The organism is Micromonospora sp. A200, from assembly GCF_029893845.1.
Taxonomy (GTDB): domain Bacteria; phylum Actinomycetota; class Actinomycetes; order Mycobacteriales; family Micromonosporaceae; genus Micromonospora; species Micromonospora purpureochromogenes.
Window position 1 is genome coordinate 267,185 of record NZ_JARXXY010000003.1, and the last position, 17,313, is coordinate 284,497.

Consider the following 17,313-nt stretch of genomic DNA (forward strand, 5'->3'; position numbering starts at 1 on the left):
CGATCCTGCCCGGGGCCGCCTGCGCGGCGCGGTGCGGCCCCGGGGGAGGCGGTCACTCGGTACGCAGCCCGTCCGGCCGGGTCAGCCGGAGCAGCATGGGCAGGCTCAGCCCGGTGACCAGCAGCACGGTCAGCGCGCCGAGCGCGACGGAGAGCCCGACGACGGGCCACGCCACCGTCACCGGGGCCTGCACCATGCGCAGCAGCACGGCGCCGAGGCCGAGCCCGAAGACCACCGCGAGCGCCAGCCCGACCAGCACGGGCACCGTGGTCTGCCAGAGCACCGACCAGCCGAGGGTGGTACGGCGGGTGCCGACGGCGACCAGCATGGCCAGCAGCCGGCGGCGTTCCCGCAGCTGTTCCAGGGTGCCCACGAGCATGCTCGCGGCGATCAGCAGCAGCGTGACCACCACGCCGATGTAGAGGCCACGCCGGACGTCGGCGAACCGGTCGCTCTCCCGCACCGCGGTCAGCGTGGTGACCGCCATGGTCGGGTCGATCGTCGCGGCGGCGTTGCGGACGTGCTCCACCGCGTCCGGCGCGTCCGGGTCGAGCCGCAGGAACACCTCGCCGCGCAGCTCGCCCAGCGTCGCCCCGCCCAGCGCGGCCGGGGTGATGAGCACCGCGCTCTGCTCCCAGCCGGCCGGGGTGGGCCGGGACGGGACGCTGCGAGCGTCGGCCGGCACCTGCCACCGCGACGTCCCGTCGACGATCAGCGTCGCGCGGGGTGCGACGGTGGGCCCGTCCGGCGCGCGCGCCAGGAAGGTGTCGCCGTCGGCGCAGCGGTCGAGCCGGGCGAACTCGGCCAGCGCGGCGCAGTCGCCGACCCGCACCTCCACCAGGGCGTTCTCCACGCCGTCCGCGGCCGCGGTGGTGATGAGGGTGTTGTTCGCTCCGGTGACCCCGGCGGCGGTGGCCAGCCGGTGGACTGCCCCGGCGGTGTCCGGGCCGGCCGGCAGCTGGACCTGGACCTGCGCCCGGGAGGTGTCCTGCCCGGTCGTGGTGGTGAACTCCCGGGCCACCCCGGCGAAGAGCATCTGCAGCCCGATGGTGCCTGCCACCGCCACGGCGATGCCGTTGACCAGCCGGGCGGAGGTGGCGCTGTCCAGCTGCATCCGCCGCACCGCGAGCTGCCAGCCGACCGGCCCGCCCCGCAGCCGGCGGACCAGCAGCTCCGTCGCCCAGGGCAGCAGGGTGACCGTGCCGACGAGCAGCAGCACGGCGCCGGCCGCCACCTGGTAGCGGGTGGTGGCGGAGCCGTCGTTCCGGATGCCGGTGAGCGGGTACAGCAGGGCGAGGCCGACGACCGGCAGCAGCAGCCGCCACCACAGCCGGCGGCGTGCCGGCACGCCGCGCCGGGTCACCCCGAGCGGCTCCACCACGACCGCGCGCAGCGCCACCATGGACACCAGCACGGCCAGCGCCGGCACGGCGACGGCGACGATCGCCGCCAGCGGCAGGGGCGGGCGGACGTCCGAGGCGTACACGCTGAGGTCGAAGAGGGTGACCAGCGGCACGAGCTGGCGGCCGAGGGCGAACAGCGCGCCCCCGACGGCGACCCCGAGCAGCGCGCCGGCGGCGGCCTCGCCGGCGGCGATCCGTCGGATCATCACCGCGTCGGCGCCGACCAGGCGCAGCGCGGCCAGGCGCCGGTCGCGCCGCTCGCCGCCGAAGCGCACCGCGGCGCCGAGGAAGACGGCGATGGGCAGCAGCAGCACCACGAAGATGACCGCGACGAGCAGCAGCAGCACCGGCCCGAAGCCCTCCCCGGGCAGCCCGCCGCCGAAGCGGTCCAGCCGGGTGGCGCCCCGCTCGGTGCTCAGCCGGTCGTCGCCGGCGAAGAAGGCGAACTCGCCGGGGCCGGCCAGACCGTCGTCGGCGATGGTGCCGGTGACCCGGGCCCCGCCCAGGCGGGGCGCGAAGAGCGCGCCGTCGGGGGAGTCGAGCAGGTCCCGCAGGGCGGGGGAGACCACCGCCTCGCCGGGCGCGGGCAGCCGGGTCAACCCTGGCGGGACGGGCGCGTCGGGTCCCTCCGGACGCACCAGCCGGCCGCGTACCGGGCGGCCCCGGAACTCGGTCTCCACCATGGACACCAGCAGCGTGTTCGCCGCCGGCGCCAGCTCCTGGCCCATCCGCAGGTCGTCGCGGGCGTCGCCGCGCGCCTGGCGGGCGTCCAGCGCGCCGGGCACCGACGCGGCGAGCAGCAGCAGCGCCACGCCGATGCCGACGCCGAGCGCGGTGAGCACCGCCCGGGTCCACCCGTCGCGGCCACCGCCGACCGCCATCCGGGCGCCCATCGCCAGGTCGGCCGCCGCGCCCCGGAAGCGTCCGCCGGCGCTCACGCGACCGCCTCGAGATCGCGGGTGCGGCCGTCGCGCACCACGACCTCCCGATCGGAGTACGCGGCCACCCGCGCCTCGTGGGTCACCAGCACCACGGCCGCGCCGGTCTCCCGGGCGGCCCCGGTGAGCAGCCGCATCACCCGTTCGCCGTTGAGCGAGTCCAGCGCGCCGGTCGGCTCGTCGGCGAAGACCACCCGGGGGCGGCCGACCAGTGCCCGGGCCACCGCGACCCGCTGCCCCTGGCCGCCGGAGACCTCGGCGGGCCGCTTGCCCGCCACCTCGGCCACCTCGACCCGGGTGAGCCAGTCCAGCGCCCGGCGCTCGGCCTCCCGGCGGCCGACCCGGGCCAGCCGCAGCGGCAGCGCCACGTTCTCCAGGCAGGTCAGCTCGGGCACCAGCTGGCCGAACTGGAACACGAACCCGAAGCTCTCCCGGCGCAGGGCGCTGCGCTCGGCGTCGGACAGCTCGGCCAGGTCCCGCCCGTCGTAGCGGACCCGACCGCCGTCCGGGCGGACGATGCCGGCGAGGCAGTGCAGCAGGGTCGACTTGCCGGAGCCGGAGGACCCCATCACGGCCACCACCTCGCCGGGGTCGACGCGCAGCGACGCGCCGGCCAGCGCCACGGTGGCGCCGAAGCGACGGTGCAGGTCCTCGGCGGCCAGCAGCGGGGTGGGGTTCACTTGCGCACCTCCGCGGCCAGCTCGTCGAGGCGGGCGGCGGTCAGCTCGAGCCAGCGCAGGTCCGCCTCCAGGTGGAACAGGGCGTGGTCGCAGATCAGCTGCTCGGCGAGGTCGCCGTCGCGCTTGCGGCGGGTGAGCTCCCGCATCAGCCGCAGGTGCTCGGCGCGCTGCACGTCGAGCAGGTCGGCCGCGCCGCGGTCGGTCAGCAGCGCCAGCACCACCTTGGTGTAGAGGGTGCTCTGCAGGTAGGGCTCGGGCTTCTCCGGCGTGGCCAGCCACCGCTGGACGTCGGTCACGCCCGCCTCGGTGATCGCGTACCGCTTGCGATCGGGGCCCTCGCCGGGCTCGACCGCCTCCACCTGGACCAGGCCGCTGCGCAGCAGCCGGGACAGGGTCGCGTAGACCTGGCCGTAGGCCAGCGGCCGGGCGTGGCCGAAGCGCTCGTCGTAGAGGCGTTTGATGTCGTAGCCGTGCCGGGGAGTCTCCTCCAGCAGGCCGAGGAAGGTCTGACCGATGGACATGTCGGCGACTATACACACCGAGTATACGCGCGGTGTGTACGCGGGGTGGCTACTCCGCCGGCAGCCGCGTCCCCGCAGGTCGTCGGGGCTTTCCTGGCGCGGGGGATGGGCGCGCCCGTCGACGGGCCGGGATTGTGACACCGTTCGGCCGGTTGACCGGGAGATTGATACATGTCAGTGTTTCAATCCCCGGCGTGACCGCCGCGACCTCACCCCCGGGCCGCGAGATCCCGTCCACCCCGACCTGACCCCCGCCAGGGATCCGGCCACGCCCGCCGACCCCCACGAGGAGTTCCGCATGAGACGTAGCACGCCGACGAAGGGCCTCGCCCTCGCCGTGTTCGCCGCCGTGACGATGACGCTGGCCGCCCCGCCGGCCACGGCGACCCCGCCGGCCGCCGCACCGGCCGCCACCCCGCTCGCCGCCCTCGCGGCGCCGGACATCTCGATCACCAACGTCCAGGCCCACCTGACCCAGTTCCAGACCATCGCCACCAACAGCGGCGGCACCCGGCGGGCCGGGTCGGCCGGCTATACCGCGTCGGTCAACTACGTCAAGACCAGGCTCCAGGCCGCCGGCTACACGGTCAGCGAGCAGTACTGCTCCTCCTGCACATACCCGTCGAACAACCTGATCGCCGAGTGGCCGCAGGGCCCCGCCGACCAGGTCGTCATGTTCGGCGCGCACCTGGACGGCGTCTCCGCCGGGCCGGGCATCAACGACAACGCCTCCGGCTCGGCCGCCCTGCTGGAGAACGCGCTGGTGCTGGCGAGTCAGAACCCGTCGATGACCAAGCGGGTCCGCTTCGCCTGGTGGACCGACGAGGAGCAGGGCCTCAACGGCTCCGAGTTCTACGTCAACTCGCTCAACGCCACCCAGCGCGGCTACATCAAGGGCTACTACAACTTCGACATGGTCGGCTCGACCAACGGCGGCTACTTCATCAACCGGATCACCTCCACCACCGCCGCGCCGCTCAAGGCGTACTGGGACTCGCTGGGCCTGCAGCCCGAGGAGAACGTCGAGGGACAGGGCCGCTCCGACGACTACTCGTTCCAGCAGGGCGGCATCCCCACCTCCGGGTACGCCGCCGGCGCCAGCGCCCGCAAGACCAGCGCCCAGGCGACCAAGTGGGGTGGCACCGCCAACGCCGCGTACGACCCCTGCTACCACCGCTCCTGCGACACCAGCAGCAACATCAGCGCGACCATGCTCAACCGCAACGCCGACGGCATCGCGTACGCCATCTGGCAGCTCGCGGTCGGCACCGGCACCCCGACCAACAACTTCTCGGTGTCGGTGAGCCCGACCGCCGGCAGCGTGGCCCGGGGCGCGTCCACCACCGCCACCGTCAGCACCGCCACCACCAGCGGCAGCCCGCAGACGGTGGCGCTGTCCGCCACCGGCGCGCCCAGCGGCGTGACCGTGTCGTTCAGCCCCTCGTCGGTCACCTCCGGCGGCTCCGCCACGATGAGCGTCACCGCCTCGTCGACCGCCACCACCGGCACCTTCACCATCACGGTCACCGGCACCGGGTCGGTCACCCGCACCGCCACCTACAGCCTCACCGTGACCGGCACCGGCGGGTGCGCCGGCGGCCAGGTGATCGGCAACGGCGGCTTCGAGTCCGGCACCACCCCGTGGACCGCCACCTCGGGCGTGATCACCAACTCGGCCAGCCAGCCCGCCCGCACCGGGTCGTACAAGGCGTGGCTCGACGGCTACGGCAGCACCCACACCGACACGCTGTCGCAGTCGGTGACCGTGCCGGCCGGGTGCTCGACGTACACCCTCGCCTTCTACCTGCACATCGACACCGCCGAGACCACCACCGGCACCGCGTACGACAGGCTGACCGTGCAGGTGGGCACCGCCACCCTGGCGACGTACTCCAACCTCAACGCCGCCAGCGGCTACGTGCTGCGCTCGTTCAACGTGGGCGCGTACGCCGGCCAGACCGTCACCCTCAAGTTCACCGGGACCGAGGACTCGTCGCTGCAGACCAGCTTCGTCATCGACGACGTGACCCTGCAGGCGAGCTGACCGACCGGGGGCGGGGCGGGCCCGCCGCCCGCCCCGCCCCCCACGGCACGCGTTCGAACGGCCCGCCGGAGCGTCACGACGATAAATGTCGTACCCCCGGCTGAGCATGACGTCATGGCTGCCCCCGCGCTGACCGACCACAGTGGTCGACCCCGTTCCCTGCCGCTGCGCGAGCTGCGCACCCGGCTGACCCAGCTGATCGCCATGGCGGAGCTGACCGACACCGTCACCCTGGTCACCCGCGACGGCGACTCCCGCCCGGTCGCCGCGATCGTGCCCGCCGCCGCGGCCCGCACCGCCGCCCAGGCCCGCGCCGACGGTGAGCGCCTCGCCGCCGTCACCGCCGGCTGGGCCCGCCGCCTGGAGGAGGCGCACCGGCAGGGCGCCCGCCGGCACGCCGCCGAGCTGCGCGCGGTCACGGCCGCCCTCGCCGAGGTCTGGGCCGAGCTGGACCAGCGCGTCCCACCGGGCACCGACCGCGCCCTCGACCGGCTGCGCGCCGTCCACGCCGACCTGCTCCGCGGCGACTGACCGGCCCTGCTCCGCGACTGACCGGCCCCGCCGGGCCGGCCGCCGCCGTCAGGGCGTGCCGTGCGGGTTGCCGGCGGTCAGGCGCAGCGTGAAGGCGTCCGCGCCGCGGTGCATCACGACGTGGTTGCACGACTGATGGGTGATCCAGAGCCCGAGCCCGCCCGGCGCCGCGCCCCCCGCGGGCAGCAGACCGGCGTACGGGTCGCTCGGCCCGGCACCGCGGTCGTCGACGCTCACCACGATCCGGTCCTCGCCGACCCAGAGCCGGAACCGCACCGGTGGCCGTCCGTGTCGCAGCGCGTTGGTCACCACCTCGCTCACCGCCACGGCCAGGTCGTCGACGTCGTCGACCTTCAGCCGGCCGCGACCGGCCTCGTGCACCGCCTCGCGGGCCCGGGCCGGTGTCGGGTCGTGCAGCTCGACGGCCGGAGCGCCCGCCTGCAACGGGTCGGGCACGATCGGCCGGTTCTCCCGCAGGTACAGCTCCGGCGGGGTGTAGCCCTCGTTCGGCACGTGTCGCCCGTCCGGCATCGCCGTGCGCGGGTGGGTGCGGAGCACGTCCGCCAGCATCGCGGTCGGGGTGGTGCGGATGTCGTACACGCACATGCCCCACAGCGGGAAGTCGTCGTACGCGTGGTTGATCGCCGACTCGTAGCGGGCCCACCAGTCCCAGGTGGGGCCGAACGCGGGCAGCTCGCCGATGATGCGGATCTGCCCCGCTCCCGCCGCGACGTGGTCGGCCAGCAGCTGGCGGTACGACCTGATCGCCGCGCTCGGCCGGGCGTACACGTCGCCGCCATCGAGGTACGACACCCCGGAGTCCGGGCCGAGCGCCGCGCGCACCAGCGCGGTGTTGCGCTCGCCGAGGGCGACCAGTGTCGGCTCCCCGGCGGCGACCCCGCCGGTGAGGAAGGGCACCACGACGGCGAGCAGATCCTCGTCGGAGCCGTAGCAGACGGCCTCGTGGAAGTAGCCGCGATGCCCGGCGGCCGCGCCGGTCCTCATCGCGGCACCACCGCGACCCGGACGCGGGACAGCCCCAGCAGCTCGACCAGCCGGGCGGCGGAGGTCAGCGGGGTGTGCAGGACCACGGTGCCGCCGCGGCGGGCGGCGTGCCGGTGCAGGTGGATCAGGTTCCGGTGGTCGATGAAGCGCAGCTCGTCGGCGCGGACCACCAGCTCGCCGGTGGGGTCGTCGACGTTCGCGCGGGTGAGCGCGGTGTCGAAGACGTCCTGGTTGGAGGTGTCCAGCTCCCCGGCGAGGACCAGCTCGTCGCGCCCGGCGTACAGGTGGAACAGGGTGGTCCCCGGGTCGGCCGCCGGGTGCAGGCAGGCCAGCTCCTCGATCGCCCGCCCGTCCAGCACCCGCCGGTCATACCCGCAGGCGGCCGACATCGGCCGGACCCGCATGTAGCGGTCGACCAGGTGTTCGTAGCGGGTGAAGGCGGCGCGCTGCTCCGCGGTGACCACGAGCGTCGTCGCGTCGGCGGCCACCCGCAGGCCGGCGTGACCGTCGGCCAGGGCCGCGTCGGTCAACGCGGCGTAGGCGGCGACCTGGGCGGCCGGGTCGACGACGTGCCGCTCGCCGTAGGTGTCGCGCACTGACACCACCTCCGCCGCCCCACCGCGCAGCGCCTCGCGCAGGCGCGGGACGCACTGCCACCGGGCCACGGCGACGTCCCCCGGCTCCGCAGTCACGTAGCGGACCCGTTCGCCGGCGTCGAGGCCGGCGAGGAGGAACCGCTGTGCCCGGGCGTCGAAGACCGCGGTGTCGTCGAAGGTCCAGCAGACGTGTCCGGGCGGCACGGAACCCACTGATTCGCTGGTCAAGCTCCACGCCTCATGCCCGGAGTCTAAGCCGCGGCGGCGGGGTGCGCGCAGCCCGGCCGCCGCCCATGGATACGCCGACGACGCCGCGGCTGCCGTGCGCAAGGGCGAGTGTCCGCGTTCGTTGCCGGGGCGGCGCGGGCCGGCGCCGCCCCGGCAACCAGTGGCAGGCCGTGGCTCAGCCGGGTGTGCTGGCCAGGTCGGCCGGCCGCTCGTCCACCGTCGCCGGCCGGCCCATCCGGCGCCACGGGCCGCCCAGCAGCGGGGTGAGCACGACCAGGACGTAGGCGGTGCCGATCGTGACCAGGATGGCGGTGGGGCCGAACCGGTCGGTGGCCAGTCCGGCGCCGAGAGCGCCGAGCGGCATGGCGGCCCAGCAGCCGGCCCCCACCACCCCGTAGACCCGGGCCCGCATGTGCGCGGGCACCCGCTCCAGCTCGACCGCGCCGATCAGCGGGTTGATCGCACCCGCGGCGAGACCGGAGACTGCGAAGATCGCGACCAGCACCGGCAGCGGCGGCGCGGCGGCCAGCGCCCAGAAGGGTGGCCCGCCGGCGACCGCGAAGGTGGTGACGAGGGTGGCGCGGCGGGGCAGCCGGTGGCCGACGGCGCTGAACAGCAGCGAGCCGACCAGCGCGCCGCCGCCCATCGCGCCGACCAGCAGGCCGAACGCGGTAGCCCCGCCGAGCTCGCGTTCCGCGACCACCGGCAGCAGGACGCTGCTCTTCGTCGCGTCGAAGCAGTTGGTGATCAGCACCAGCAGCACCACCGCGCGCAGCAGCGGCTCCCGGACCAGGAACCGTACCCCGGCGGCGAAGTTCCGCCAGTACCCGCCGGACTCCTCCGACGCCGGCTCGGCCGGGCGCATGCCGCGGGGCACCAGCAGCGTCACCACCAGCGCGGAGACGGCGAAGGTGGCGGCGTCCACGGCCAGCACCGGCAGCGCGCCGATGGCCGCGACCAGCAGCCCGGCCACGGGCGCGCCGAGCAGTCGCGAGCCGCGTTCGGTGGCCTCGAACCAGCCGATCGCCCGTTCGATCGGCACCCGGGCGGCGGTCGCCGCCTCGGGCAGCAGCGCGGTCCGGGCGGTCTGCCCGGGCGTGTCGAGCAGGCCGCTGGCGAAGACCAGCGCGAGCAGCGCCCAGAACGGCAGGCCGACGGTCGCGTCGAGCAGCGGGACGGCGGCGACCGTCGCGCAGGACACCAGGTCGGCCACGACGCTGGCCCGGCGGTAGCCGATCCGGTCGACCACCACGCCGCCGAGGGCGCCGCCGAGCACCACCGGCGCGGCGGCGAACGCCCCGGTCAGGCCGGTCGCCGCCGGTGAGCCGGTGTCGGCCAGCACGTACAGCGGCAGGGCGATGTAGGTGAGCATGTTGCCGGTGAGCGAGACCGTGTGGCCGATCAGCAGGCCGAGCAGCGGGCCCCAGCGGCGGGGCGCGGCGGTCACTGCGGCCCCCGGTAGGCCTGCCAGATCAGCGTGACGGTGCGGGCGGCGGGCCGGTCGGGGTCGCTGCGGGCCTGCCAGCGGGCACCCAGCTCCGCCAGCTCGCCGTGCAACTCGAGCAGCTCGTCGGGGGTCAGGTGCATGGTCTGGTCACTGCTGGTGGTGCCCCGCACCCAGTCCGGGTCGAGGGTGGCCTCGCTGTCGAGGTAGGCCTGGAACCGCTCCACGTAGCGCTGGAAGACGGCCCGGCGCAGCAGGTCCGAGGCGAGCTTGCGCTCCGGGTCGTGCAGCACCTCGACCAGTTCCCAGCTGGTGCGGCTGTGCGCCGCCCGCCACCACCGTTCCCGGCGGTTGCGGGCGTGCTCGGGGGCCTCCCGGATGAAGCCGTGCTCGGCGAGCTTGCCGAGGTGGTAGCTGACCGACCCAACGGCCTCGTCCACGAGCTCGCTGAGCATGCCGACGCTCTGCGGGCCGCGTACCCGCAGCTCGCCGAGGAGTCGCAGGCGGGTGGGGTGGGCCAGCGCGCGCATGGCGCGGGGGTCGGTCAGGTGCAGGGTCGACTCGTCCTCGGACATGGGGACAGGCTAGACGTACAAGATGTGATGTACAAGGAGTCTTGTCAAACGTTGCCGGGGCGGATCCTGCGGGTGGCTCAGGCGGGGCGGCGGCCCTTGAGGCGGCGGCCCAGCTCGCGGGCGATCTCCCGGTTGGCGTCGCGTTCGGCGAGCGCCTGCCGCTTGTCGTACGACTTGCGGCCCCGGGCCAAGCCCAGCTCGACCTTGGCCCAGCCGTTGCTGAAGTACATCGACAGCGGCACCAGCGTCACGCCCCCGTCGCGCAGCTTCTCCAGGATCCGGGCGATCTCCACCCGGTGCAGCAGCAGCTTCCGGGTCCGGCGGGGCTGGTGGTTGGTCCAGGTGCCGTAGCCATACTCGGCGATGTGCAGGCCGTAGAGCATGAGCTCGCCGTCGCGTTCCTGGGCGAAGGCGTCGACCAGCGACACCCGCCCCTCCCGCAGCGACTTCACCTCGGTGCCGGCCAGTACGATCCCCGCCTCGTACGTCTTCAGGACGGTGTAGTCGTGCCGGGCCTTCTTGTTGGAGGCGATGAGCTTGCGCTCCGTGTCCCTGGACACGACGACCTCCTGCGGGTGGGCTGCGGACCGGATGCAGGATACCCGTCGCGCCGCCCGGAACAGCGGGGCGCGACGCGTACGGGCGGCAGGTCCCGCCGGACCCTGTCGCCGGCCGCCCGACGGTAGGGTCGGCGGTCGTGACCGAACCGGACTTCCTCACCGCCACCCGCACCTCGTACGACACGATGGTCGCCGACTACGTCGAGTTCGTCCGCGACGAGCTGGCCGCCCGGCCGCTCGAGCGGGCCATGCTCGCGGCCTTCGCCGAGCTGGTGCTCGCCGACGGGGGCGGGCCGGTGCTGGAGGTCGGCTGCGGCCCGGGGCGGATCACCCGGCACCTGCACGACCTCGGGCTCGACGCCGCCGGCCTCGACCTGTCGCCGGGCATGATCGCGCACGCCCGTCGGGCGTACCCCGACCTGCGCTTCACCGAGGGGTCCATGCTGGAACTCGACCTGGCCGACGGCGCGCTCGCCGGCCTGGTCGCCTGGTACTCGGTCATCCACCTGCCCGACGACCTGCTGCCGGCCGCCTTCGCCGAGTTCCACCGGGTCCTCGCCCCCGGCGGCCACCTGCTGCTGGCCTTCCAGGTCGGCGACGAGCCGGTGCACCGCACGGACGCGTGGGGGCGACCGGTCTCGCTCACCTTCCACCGGCGTCGGCCCGAGCGGGTGGCGGCCCTGCTGGAGGCCGCCGGGCTGATCGTGCACGCCCGCATGCGACGGGAGCCGCAGGAGCTGGGCGGGTGGCGGGAACCCACTCCACAGGCCTACCTGGTGGCCCACCGTCGCGATGACGACCGGCGGTGACCGGGCGACCACGACGGCTCGTATCCTTCTCCCGCGGATCCTGCCCCATGGACCGAAACAGCCCGATGAGGAGGTTGGTGTGAGCAGCCGGACCGAGACGTTGGAGTTCCAGGCCGAGACGCGTCAACTGCTGCAGTTGATGGTGCACTCGATCTACTCGCACAAGGACGTGTTCCTGCGGGAGCTGGTCTCCAACGCCTCCGACGCGCTGGACAAGCTGCGGCTGGACTCCCTGGTCGACAAGGACCTGGCGGCCGACACCGCCGACCTGCACATCGAGATCGAGACCGACCCGGCGGCCCGTACCCTCACCGTGCGCGACAACGGCATCGGCATGTCCCGCGAGGACGTCGTCTCGCTGATCGGCACCATCGCCCGCTCCGGGACGGCCGAGCTGCTGCGCAAGCTGAAGGAGTCCCGGGAGGCGGCCGCCCAGGACCTGATCGGCCAGTTCGGCGTCGGTTTCTACTCGACGTTCATGGTGGCCGACACGGTCACCCTGCTGACCCGCCGGGCCGGCCAGACCGAGGGCACCCGCTGGGAGTCCACCGGCGAGGGCACCTTCGTCGTAGAGACCGTCGACGACGCCCCGCAGGGAACCTCGGTCACCGTGCACCTGAAGCCGGCCGACAGCGAGGACAACCTCGCCGACTACACCGACCACGGCAAGATCCGCGAGATCGTCAAGCGGTACTCCGACTTCATCGCCTGGCCGATCCGGCTCGTCACCCCGGACGCCGAGCCGGTCACCCTCAACTCGATGAAGGCGCTCTGGGCCCGGCCGCGCGACGAGGTCGCCGAGGAGGAGTACCGCGACTTCTACCGGCACGTCAGCCACGACTGGGCCGACCCGCTGGAAACCATCCACATGCGGGGCGAGGGCGTCTTCGAGTACGAGGCGCTGCTCTTCATCCCCACGCACGCCCCGTTCGACCTGTTCATGGCCGACGGCCGGCGCGGGGTGCAGCTGTACGTCAAGCGGGTGTTCGTGATGGACGACTGCACCGCGCTCATGCCCAACTACCTGCGCTTCGTCAAGGGCGTGGTGGACGCGCACGACCTGTCGCTGAACATCTCCCGGGAGATCCTCCAGCAGGACCGGCAGATCCAGATCGTGCGCCGCCGGCTGGTCCGCAAGGTGCTCGCCACCGTCAAGGAGATGCGCACCGAGCACGCCGACCGGTACCGGACCTTCTGGTCGGAGTTCGGCCGGGTGGTCAAGGAGGGGCTGCTGGAGGACCCGAACAACCAGCAGGCGATCCTCGACATCGTCTCGGTCGCCTCCACCCACGACGCCACCGAGCCCACCACGCTGCGCGGGTACGTCGAGCGGATGAAGGACGGCCAGGAGGAGATCTACTACGCCACCGGCGAGAACCGGGCCATGCTGGAGAACTCGCCGCACATGGAGGCCTTCCGCGCCAAGGGCTACGAGGTGCTGCTGCTCACCGACCCGGTCGACGAGGTGTGGGTGGAGCGGGTAGCGCAGTTCGACGGCCGGCCGCTGCGCTCGATCGCCAAGGGCCAGGTGGACCTGGACACCGAGCGGGAGCGCGAGGAGGCCGAAACGGAACGGGAGCGGCAGACCAAGGAGTACGCCGCCCTGCTCGCCTTCCTCGGCGGGGCGCTGGCCGACAGCGTCAAGGAGGTGCGGCTCTCATCCCGCCTGACCACCTCGCCGGCCTGCATCGTCGGCGACGCCCACGACATCACGCCCACCTTGGAGAAGATGTACCGCGCGATGGGGCAGGAGGTGCCGAAGGTGAAGCGCATCCTCGAACTCAACCCGACCCACCCGCTGGTCACCGGCCTGCGCGTGGCGCACGAGCGCGGCGGCGACTCCGCCGCTCTCACCGAGACCGCCGAGCTGCTGTACGGCATGGCGCTGCTCGCCGAGGGCGGCGACCTGGCCGACCCGGCCCGGTTCGCCCGGGTCCTCGCCGACCGGCTGGCCCGCACCCTCTGACGCGACGACGGCCCCGGCCCGGTGCAGCGCCGGGCCGGGGCCGCCTGCTCAGTCAGGAACCGACCCGCACGCCCATCGCCGCCCAGGTGGCCGGGCCGACCACCCCGTCCACGGTCAGCCCCCGCATGCCCTGGTACCAGCGCACCCCGGCCTCGGTCTTCGCGTCGAAGGCGCCGCTCGCGGGGCCGCACCGCTTCGCGCCGACGAACCGCTGGACGAAGGCCACGTCCCCGCCCTTGCTGCCGCGCCGCAGCGTCCGCGAGCCCGGTCTGCCCCCGGACACCGGTGTCGCCGGTCGCCCGCTGGGCACCGACGGGGCCGGCTTGACGGCCGCGCGCAGGGCAGCCACGGTACGCGGGCCGACCACCCCGTCGGCGTCGAGCTTCCGGGCGGTCTGGAACGACCGTACCCAGGCGGCCACGGCCGGCCCGAACACCCCGTCGGCCGTCAGCCGGGCCCCGAGGCGGTTGGCGACGGCCTGCAACTCCCGGACGTCGCCGCCCCGGCAGCCGGCGCGCAGCACCCGGTCGCCGAGCCGCGCCGTGGTGGCGGTGGCGATGCCCCACGGGTGGCGGCTGTCCTCCAGGCTCCGCTGGTGGCTGACGCTGACGTGCAGGTGCTTGTCGTGCGGGTTCGGCCCGGTGTACCGGGCCGGCCGGAAGCTGCGGGTACGGCTCCAGATCTTCCGGTCGTAGATGACGTACTGGGTGGACGGATGGCTGACGGCCTGCCGGACGACCAGCAGCGGGTCGATCCCGTCGACGTCTACGTCCACCGCGTTGACCGACTGGTCGTCACTGTCCGGATTGTGGTCCGAGCGGCGCGCCTGGTGACTGGCGTCGCCCAACCAGCCGTCGGACTTGCGGTCCCGCTGCGGCCATCGGGTGTCTATCTCCTCGCGCAGCACCCGCAGCGCGGGCGCCAGGTGCACGCCCATCTCACTCCTCCTCTTCCAGCGCGGCGGCCAGGTCGAAGTCGACCTCGTCGCCGGCCAGGCTCTCGGGGTCGTCGTCCTCGTCCAAGGTGGCGACGAGGTAGTCGGTGTCGATGCTGACGGTGTCCATGGAGGTCCTTCCTCTTGCGGATGGTCGGCCGCCGCGAACCGGGGCGGACCGTGCCGGCCAGGGCGCCGGCGCCCGGCATCCGACGCGTCGGCGCCGCGGCCGCGCTCTGCTCCTACCGTGCGAGTCGGCGGCCGGGCTGCCCAGACATGAGTCGCCAATCAGCGGCAACGCTGACCGTCCGGCGGCGCGGGCCGCCGATCGAGGCCGCCTGACCAGCGAAGACGGCGAGGCGACGGCACCTGATCCGCCGCTCGGAGCGAGGCTTTCGGCCCAGTCGTGACAGGTTCCCGACCAGCCCTTGTAGAGCACCGCCGACCAGCCCGCAACTCGAAGCAGGGAGCCGTCGCTCAGCCGGGTGAAGAACTTCACAAGAGGTGGGCAATCGCCCGAAACAGTTCCTAACGTCGTTCGTGTTCGCGATCGCGGACACCACGGCCGGTAACGCCTAATCCATGCCGCCGGCCGGCGGGACCTTTTCAGTGGGCATGGAGCGGGGGACCCACACGTTCCTCGGTGCACGTCACCTCGGGGTGAAGCCGCCCACGGGCGGCCGGGCTCCTCGGCCCGAACCCGACAGCTCACCTCGTCGGCGTGGAGGAATCCACATGGCAACTGAATACACCGCCCGTCACCGACGGGTCAGCTCGCGCCGCATCGCCGTCGGCACGCTCGCCGTCGGTGCGGTCACCGGGGTCGCCGCCGTCCTGGCGCCGGCGTCGCCGGCGAGCGCCGCCAGCGTCAACTGGGACGCGATCGCCCAGTGCGAGTCCGGCGGCAACTGGCACATCAACACCGGCAACGGCTACTACGGCGGCCTGCAGTTCTCGCAGAGCACCTGGTCCGGCTACGGCGGCAAGAAGTACGCCTCCCGCGCCGACCTGGCCAGCCGCGGCGAGCAGATCGCGATCGCCGAGAAGGTGCTCGACGGTCAGGGCATCGGTGCCTGGCCGACCTGCGGCAGGAAGGGTGGCTCCACCAAGAGCTACTCCACCACCTCCGAGAAGGCGGAGAAGTCGCAGAAGTCGCAGCGGCGCTCCGGCTCGTCGAAGGCCACCTCCACCGAGCGGTCCTCGCGGGAGCAGCACAGCACCCGCAGCCAGCGGCGCAGCGCGCCGGCCGGGACCGGCGACGTGTACGTGGTGCGGCCGGGTGACACCCTGTCGCAGATCGCCGACGCCCGGGACCTGGCCGGTGGCTGGCAGGCGCTGTACGAGCGCAACAAGCGCGTGGTCGGCGCCGACCCGGGGCTGATCTTCCCCGGTCAGAAGCTCAGCCTCTGACGCGTCACCGCCTCGCACGAGGGACAGACCGTAGCGACGCCCGGCCGGCCCGTTGCCGGCCGGGCGTCGAGGTCTGCCGTGGCGCACCGTCGGCCCGCTCGGCGCGGTGTCGCTCCGGACGCGCCGGGCGGTGCGCTACGGCCGGTCGGTCGCGCCACCGCCGGGTACCGGGAGCGTCCCGCGCCCGGTCGCGAGCACGGCCGACCGCGGAACCCGACGGGCCCGCCGCGGTGCCGGATAGGGTTGACCCCGGTGTGCCGGGAAGTCTGGTCGGCGATGGATGACGCGACCCCTGCCGACGAGGAGTTTCCGTGACCGACGCCACCCGGCGCCGTACCAGCCTGTTCGCCCGCCGCTCGTGGGGCGAGACCAGGCGCATCTCCGCCATCCTGCGCAAGGAGACCGTGGGCGGAGCGCTCCTGCTGGTCGGGGCCCTGCTGGCGCTGGTCTGGTCGAACTCGCCCTGGGCGGACAGCTACCGGTCGCTGCGGGACTTCCAGGTCGGCCCGGCGTCCCTGCACCTCGACCTCAGCCTGGCCACCTGGGCTGCCGACGGCCTGTTGGCGATCTTCTTCTTCGTCGCCGGCCTGGAGCTCAAGCGCGAGTTCGTCGCCGGCGACCTGCGTGATCCGCGTCGCGCCGCGGTGCCGGTCGCGGCGGCCGTCGGTGGGGTGCTCCTGCCCGCCGCCCTCTACTACGTCATCGCCGCCGGCGCGGGCGAGGGCGCGGCCAAGGGCTGGGCCATCCCGACCGCGACCGACATCGCCTTCGCGCTGGCGGTGCTCGCCGTGGTGGGCCGCCTCCTGCCGTCCGCGCTGCGGACCTTCCTGCTCACCCTGGCCGTCGTCGACGACCTGCTGGCGATCGTCATCATCGCGGTCTTCTACACCAGCGACCTGTCGGTCGCGCCGCTGCTGGGCGCCCTGGTGCCGCTGGCGCTGTTCGGGTTGCTGGTGCAACGCCGCGTCCGGTCCTGGTGGCTGCTGCTGCCGCTGGCCGCGGTGACCTGGACGCTGATGCACGAGTCGGGCGTGCACGCCACCGTGGCGGGGGTCCTGTTGGCGTTCACGGTTCCGGTGATCCGTAGCGAGGCCGCCGGTGGGCCGGACGCGGGACCGGGTCTGGCCGAGCACTTCGAGCACCGGTTCCGCCCGATCTCCGCCGGGGTGGCGGTGCCGGTCTTCGCGTTCCTGTCCGCCGGTGTCACCATCGGTGGTGTCGCCGGCCTGGCGTCCGCCCTGACCGACCGGGTGGCGGTCGGCATCGTGGTCGGCCTGCTCGTCGGCAAGCCGGTCGGCATCATGGCCGCCACCTGGCTGGTCTCCCGGTTCACCCGCGCCGACCTGGACGAGGGCCTCAACTGGCTCGACGTGCTCGGCCTGGCGCTGCTCGGCGGGATCGGCTTCACCGTGTCGCTGCTCATCGGCGAGCTGGCCTTCGGCCTGGGCAGCGAACGCGACGGCCACGTGAAGGTCGCCGTACTCGCCGGGTCCCTGCTCGCGGCGCTGCTCGCGACGGTCATCCTCCGCGCCCGCACCCGCCTGTACCGGCGGGTGCACGAGCTGGAGACCGTCGACCGTGACCGGGACGGCATTCCGGACGTCTACGAGCGGCAGACCGACGGCGCCGCTGGTCGCTGAGCTCACCGTACGAAACCGCTGCCGTCGGT

Annotated in this window: 16 protein-coding genes and 1 riboswitch; of the genes, 6 read left to right on the forward strand and 10 right to left on the reverse strand. The window is 73.8% G+C overall.

Annotated elements, in window-relative coordinates:
- Positions 1 to 52: 52 nt before the first annotated feature.
- The 3 genes from M2302_RS04930 to M2302_RS04940 are packed head-to-tail and all read right to left on the reverse strand — an operon-like array spanning position 53 to position 3,542.
- Positions 53 to 2,341 carry an ABC transporter permease gene (locus M2302_RS04930; RefSeq protein ID WP_280836779.1) on the reverse strand — a complete coding sequence of 763 codons (2,289 nt, stop codon included), beginning with the start codon at positions 2,339 to 2,341 and terminating at the stop codon, positions 53 to 55.
- Complete coding sequence (locus tag M2302_RS04935; protein ID WP_154936592.1) at positions 2,338 to 3,021, reverse strand: ABC transporter ATP-binding protein; 684 nt, start codon at positions 3,019 to 3,021, stop codon at positions 2,338 to 2,340. Before M2302_RS04935 ends, M2302_RS04930 begins: the two co-directional genes overlap by 4 nt.
- The gene (locus M2302_RS04940; RefSeq protein ID WP_280836780.1) at positions 3,018 to 3,542 is read right to left on the reverse strand and encodes a PadR family transcriptional regulator; all 525 of its coding nucleotides are present in this window, start codon (positions 3,540 to 3,542) and stop codon (positions 3,018 to 3,020) included. The genes M2302_RS04935 and M2302_RS04940 overlap by 4 nt, the downstream gene beginning before the upstream one ends.
- A 298-nt stretch (positions 3,543 to 3,840) precedes the next feature.
- Here M2302_RS04940 and M2302_RS04945 point away from each other — a divergent pair, with 298 nt between their 5' ends.
- Both M2302_RS04945 and M2302_RS04950 read left to right on the forward strand, forming a co-directional pair.
- Positions 3,841 to 5,586 carry a M28 family peptidase gene (locus M2302_RS04945; RefSeq protein ID WP_280836781.1) on the forward strand — a complete coding sequence of 582 codons (1,746 nt, stop codon included), beginning with the start codon at positions 3,841 to 3,843 and terminating at the stop codon, positions 5,584 to 5,586.
- A 114-nt stretch (positions 5,587 to 5,700) separates the two neighbouring features.
- Positions 5,701 to 6,117 (forward strand): type II toxin-antitoxin system Phd/YefM family antitoxin, encoded by a 417-nt coding sequence (locus M2302_RS04950; protein ID WP_280836782.1) that lies wholly within the window; start codon positions 5,701 to 5,703, stop codon positions 6,115 to 6,117.
- Between the two features lie 48 nt (positions 6,118 to 6,165).
- Here M2302_RS04950 and M2302_RS04955 read toward each other — a convergent pair whose 3' ends face one another.
- From M2302_RS04955 to smpB, 5 genes are all read right to left on the reverse strand, one after another.
- Positions 6,166 to 7,122, reverse strand: coding sequence for a sensor histidine kinase (locus M2302_RS04955; RefSeq protein ID WP_280836783.1), 957 nt, complete (start codon positions 7,120 to 7,122; stop codon positions 6,166 to 6,168).
- Positions 7,119 to 7,946: an MEDS domain-containing protein gene (locus tag M2302_RS04960; protein ID WP_280836784.1), complete on the reverse strand. Its 828-nt coding sequence runs from the start codon at positions 7,944 to 7,946 to the stop codon at positions 7,119 to 7,121. Before M2302_RS04960 ends, M2302_RS04955 begins: the two co-directional genes overlap by 4 nt.
- A 175-nt stretch (positions 7,947 to 8,121) precedes the next feature.
- The gene (locus tag M2302_RS04965) at positions 8,122 to 9,393 is read right to left on the reverse strand and encodes an MFS transporter (RefSeq protein WP_280836785.1); all 1,272 of its coding nucleotides are present in this window, start codon (positions 9,391 to 9,393) and stop codon (positions 8,122 to 8,124) included.
- A complete protein-coding gene (locus M2302_RS04970) occupies positions 9,390 to 9,965 on the reverse strand; it encodes a helix-turn-helix domain-containing protein (protein ID WP_280836786.1) in 576 nt (191 codons plus the stop codon). Before M2302_RS04970 ends, M2302_RS04965 begins: the two co-directional genes overlap by 4 nt.
- A 77-nt stretch (positions 9,966 to 10,042) precedes the next feature.
- On the reverse strand, positions 10,043 to 10,525 hold the full coding sequence (gene smpB, locus M2302_RS04975; protein WP_210775228.1) for an SsrA-binding protein SmpB: 483 nt from the start codon (positions 10,523 to 10,525) through the stop codon (positions 10,043 to 10,045).
- 137 nt (positions 10,526 to 10,662) lie between these two features.
- Here smpB and M2302_RS04980 point away from each other — a divergent pair, with 137 nt between their 5' ends.
- Complete coding sequence (locus M2302_RS04980) at positions 10,663 to 11,334, forward strand: class I SAM-dependent methyltransferase (RefSeq protein WP_280836787.1); 672 nt, start codon at positions 10,663 to 10,665, stop codon at positions 11,332 to 11,334.
- Positions 11,335 to 11,413: 79 nt separating this feature from the next.
- Positions 11,414 to 13,300, forward strand: a complete 1,887-nt coding sequence (gene htpG / locus M2302_RS04985) for a molecular chaperone HtpG (protein WP_280836788.1) — start codon at positions 11,414 to 11,416, stop codon at positions 13,298 to 13,300.
- A 52-nt stretch (positions 13,301 to 13,352) separates the two neighbouring features.
- On the opposite strand, the gene M2302_RS04990 is transcribed toward htpG, so the two are convergent.
- Positions 13,353 to 14,237 (reverse strand): peptidoglycan-binding protein, encoded by an 885-nt coding sequence (locus M2302_RS04990; protein WP_280836789.1) that lies wholly within the window; start codon positions 14,235 to 14,237, stop codon positions 13,353 to 13,355.
- A gap of 1 nt (position 14,238) precedes the next feature.
- Positions 14,239 to 14,364, reverse strand: coding sequence for a hypothetical protein (locus tag M2302_RS04995; protein WP_255540690.1), 126 nt, complete (start codon positions 14,362 to 14,364; stop codon positions 14,239 to 14,241).
- Positions 14,365 to 14,796: 432 nt separating this feature from the next.
- A riboswitch (cyclic di-AMP (ydaO/yuaA leader) is annotated at positions 14,797 to 14,971 on the forward strand.
- On the opposite strand from M2302_RS04995, the gene M2302_RS05000 reads away from it, so the two are divergent.
- Together M2302_RS05000 and nhaA are read left to right on the forward strand one after the other, a co-directional pair.
- Positions 14,970 to 15,644, forward strand: coding sequence for a transglycosylase family protein (locus tag M2302_RS05000; protein ID WP_280836790.1), 675 nt, complete (start codon positions 14,970 to 14,972; stop codon positions 15,642 to 15,644). It overlaps the preceding riboswitch by 2 nt.
- Before the next feature lie 311 nt (positions 15,645 to 15,955).
- Positions 15,956 to 17,284, forward strand: a complete 1,329-nt coding sequence (gene nhaA / locus M2302_RS05005) for a Na+/H+ antiporter NhaA (RefSeq protein WP_280836791.1) — start codon at positions 15,956 to 15,958, stop codon at positions 17,282 to 17,284.
- The last annotated feature ends 29 nt before the right edge of the window (positions 17,285 to 17,313 follow it).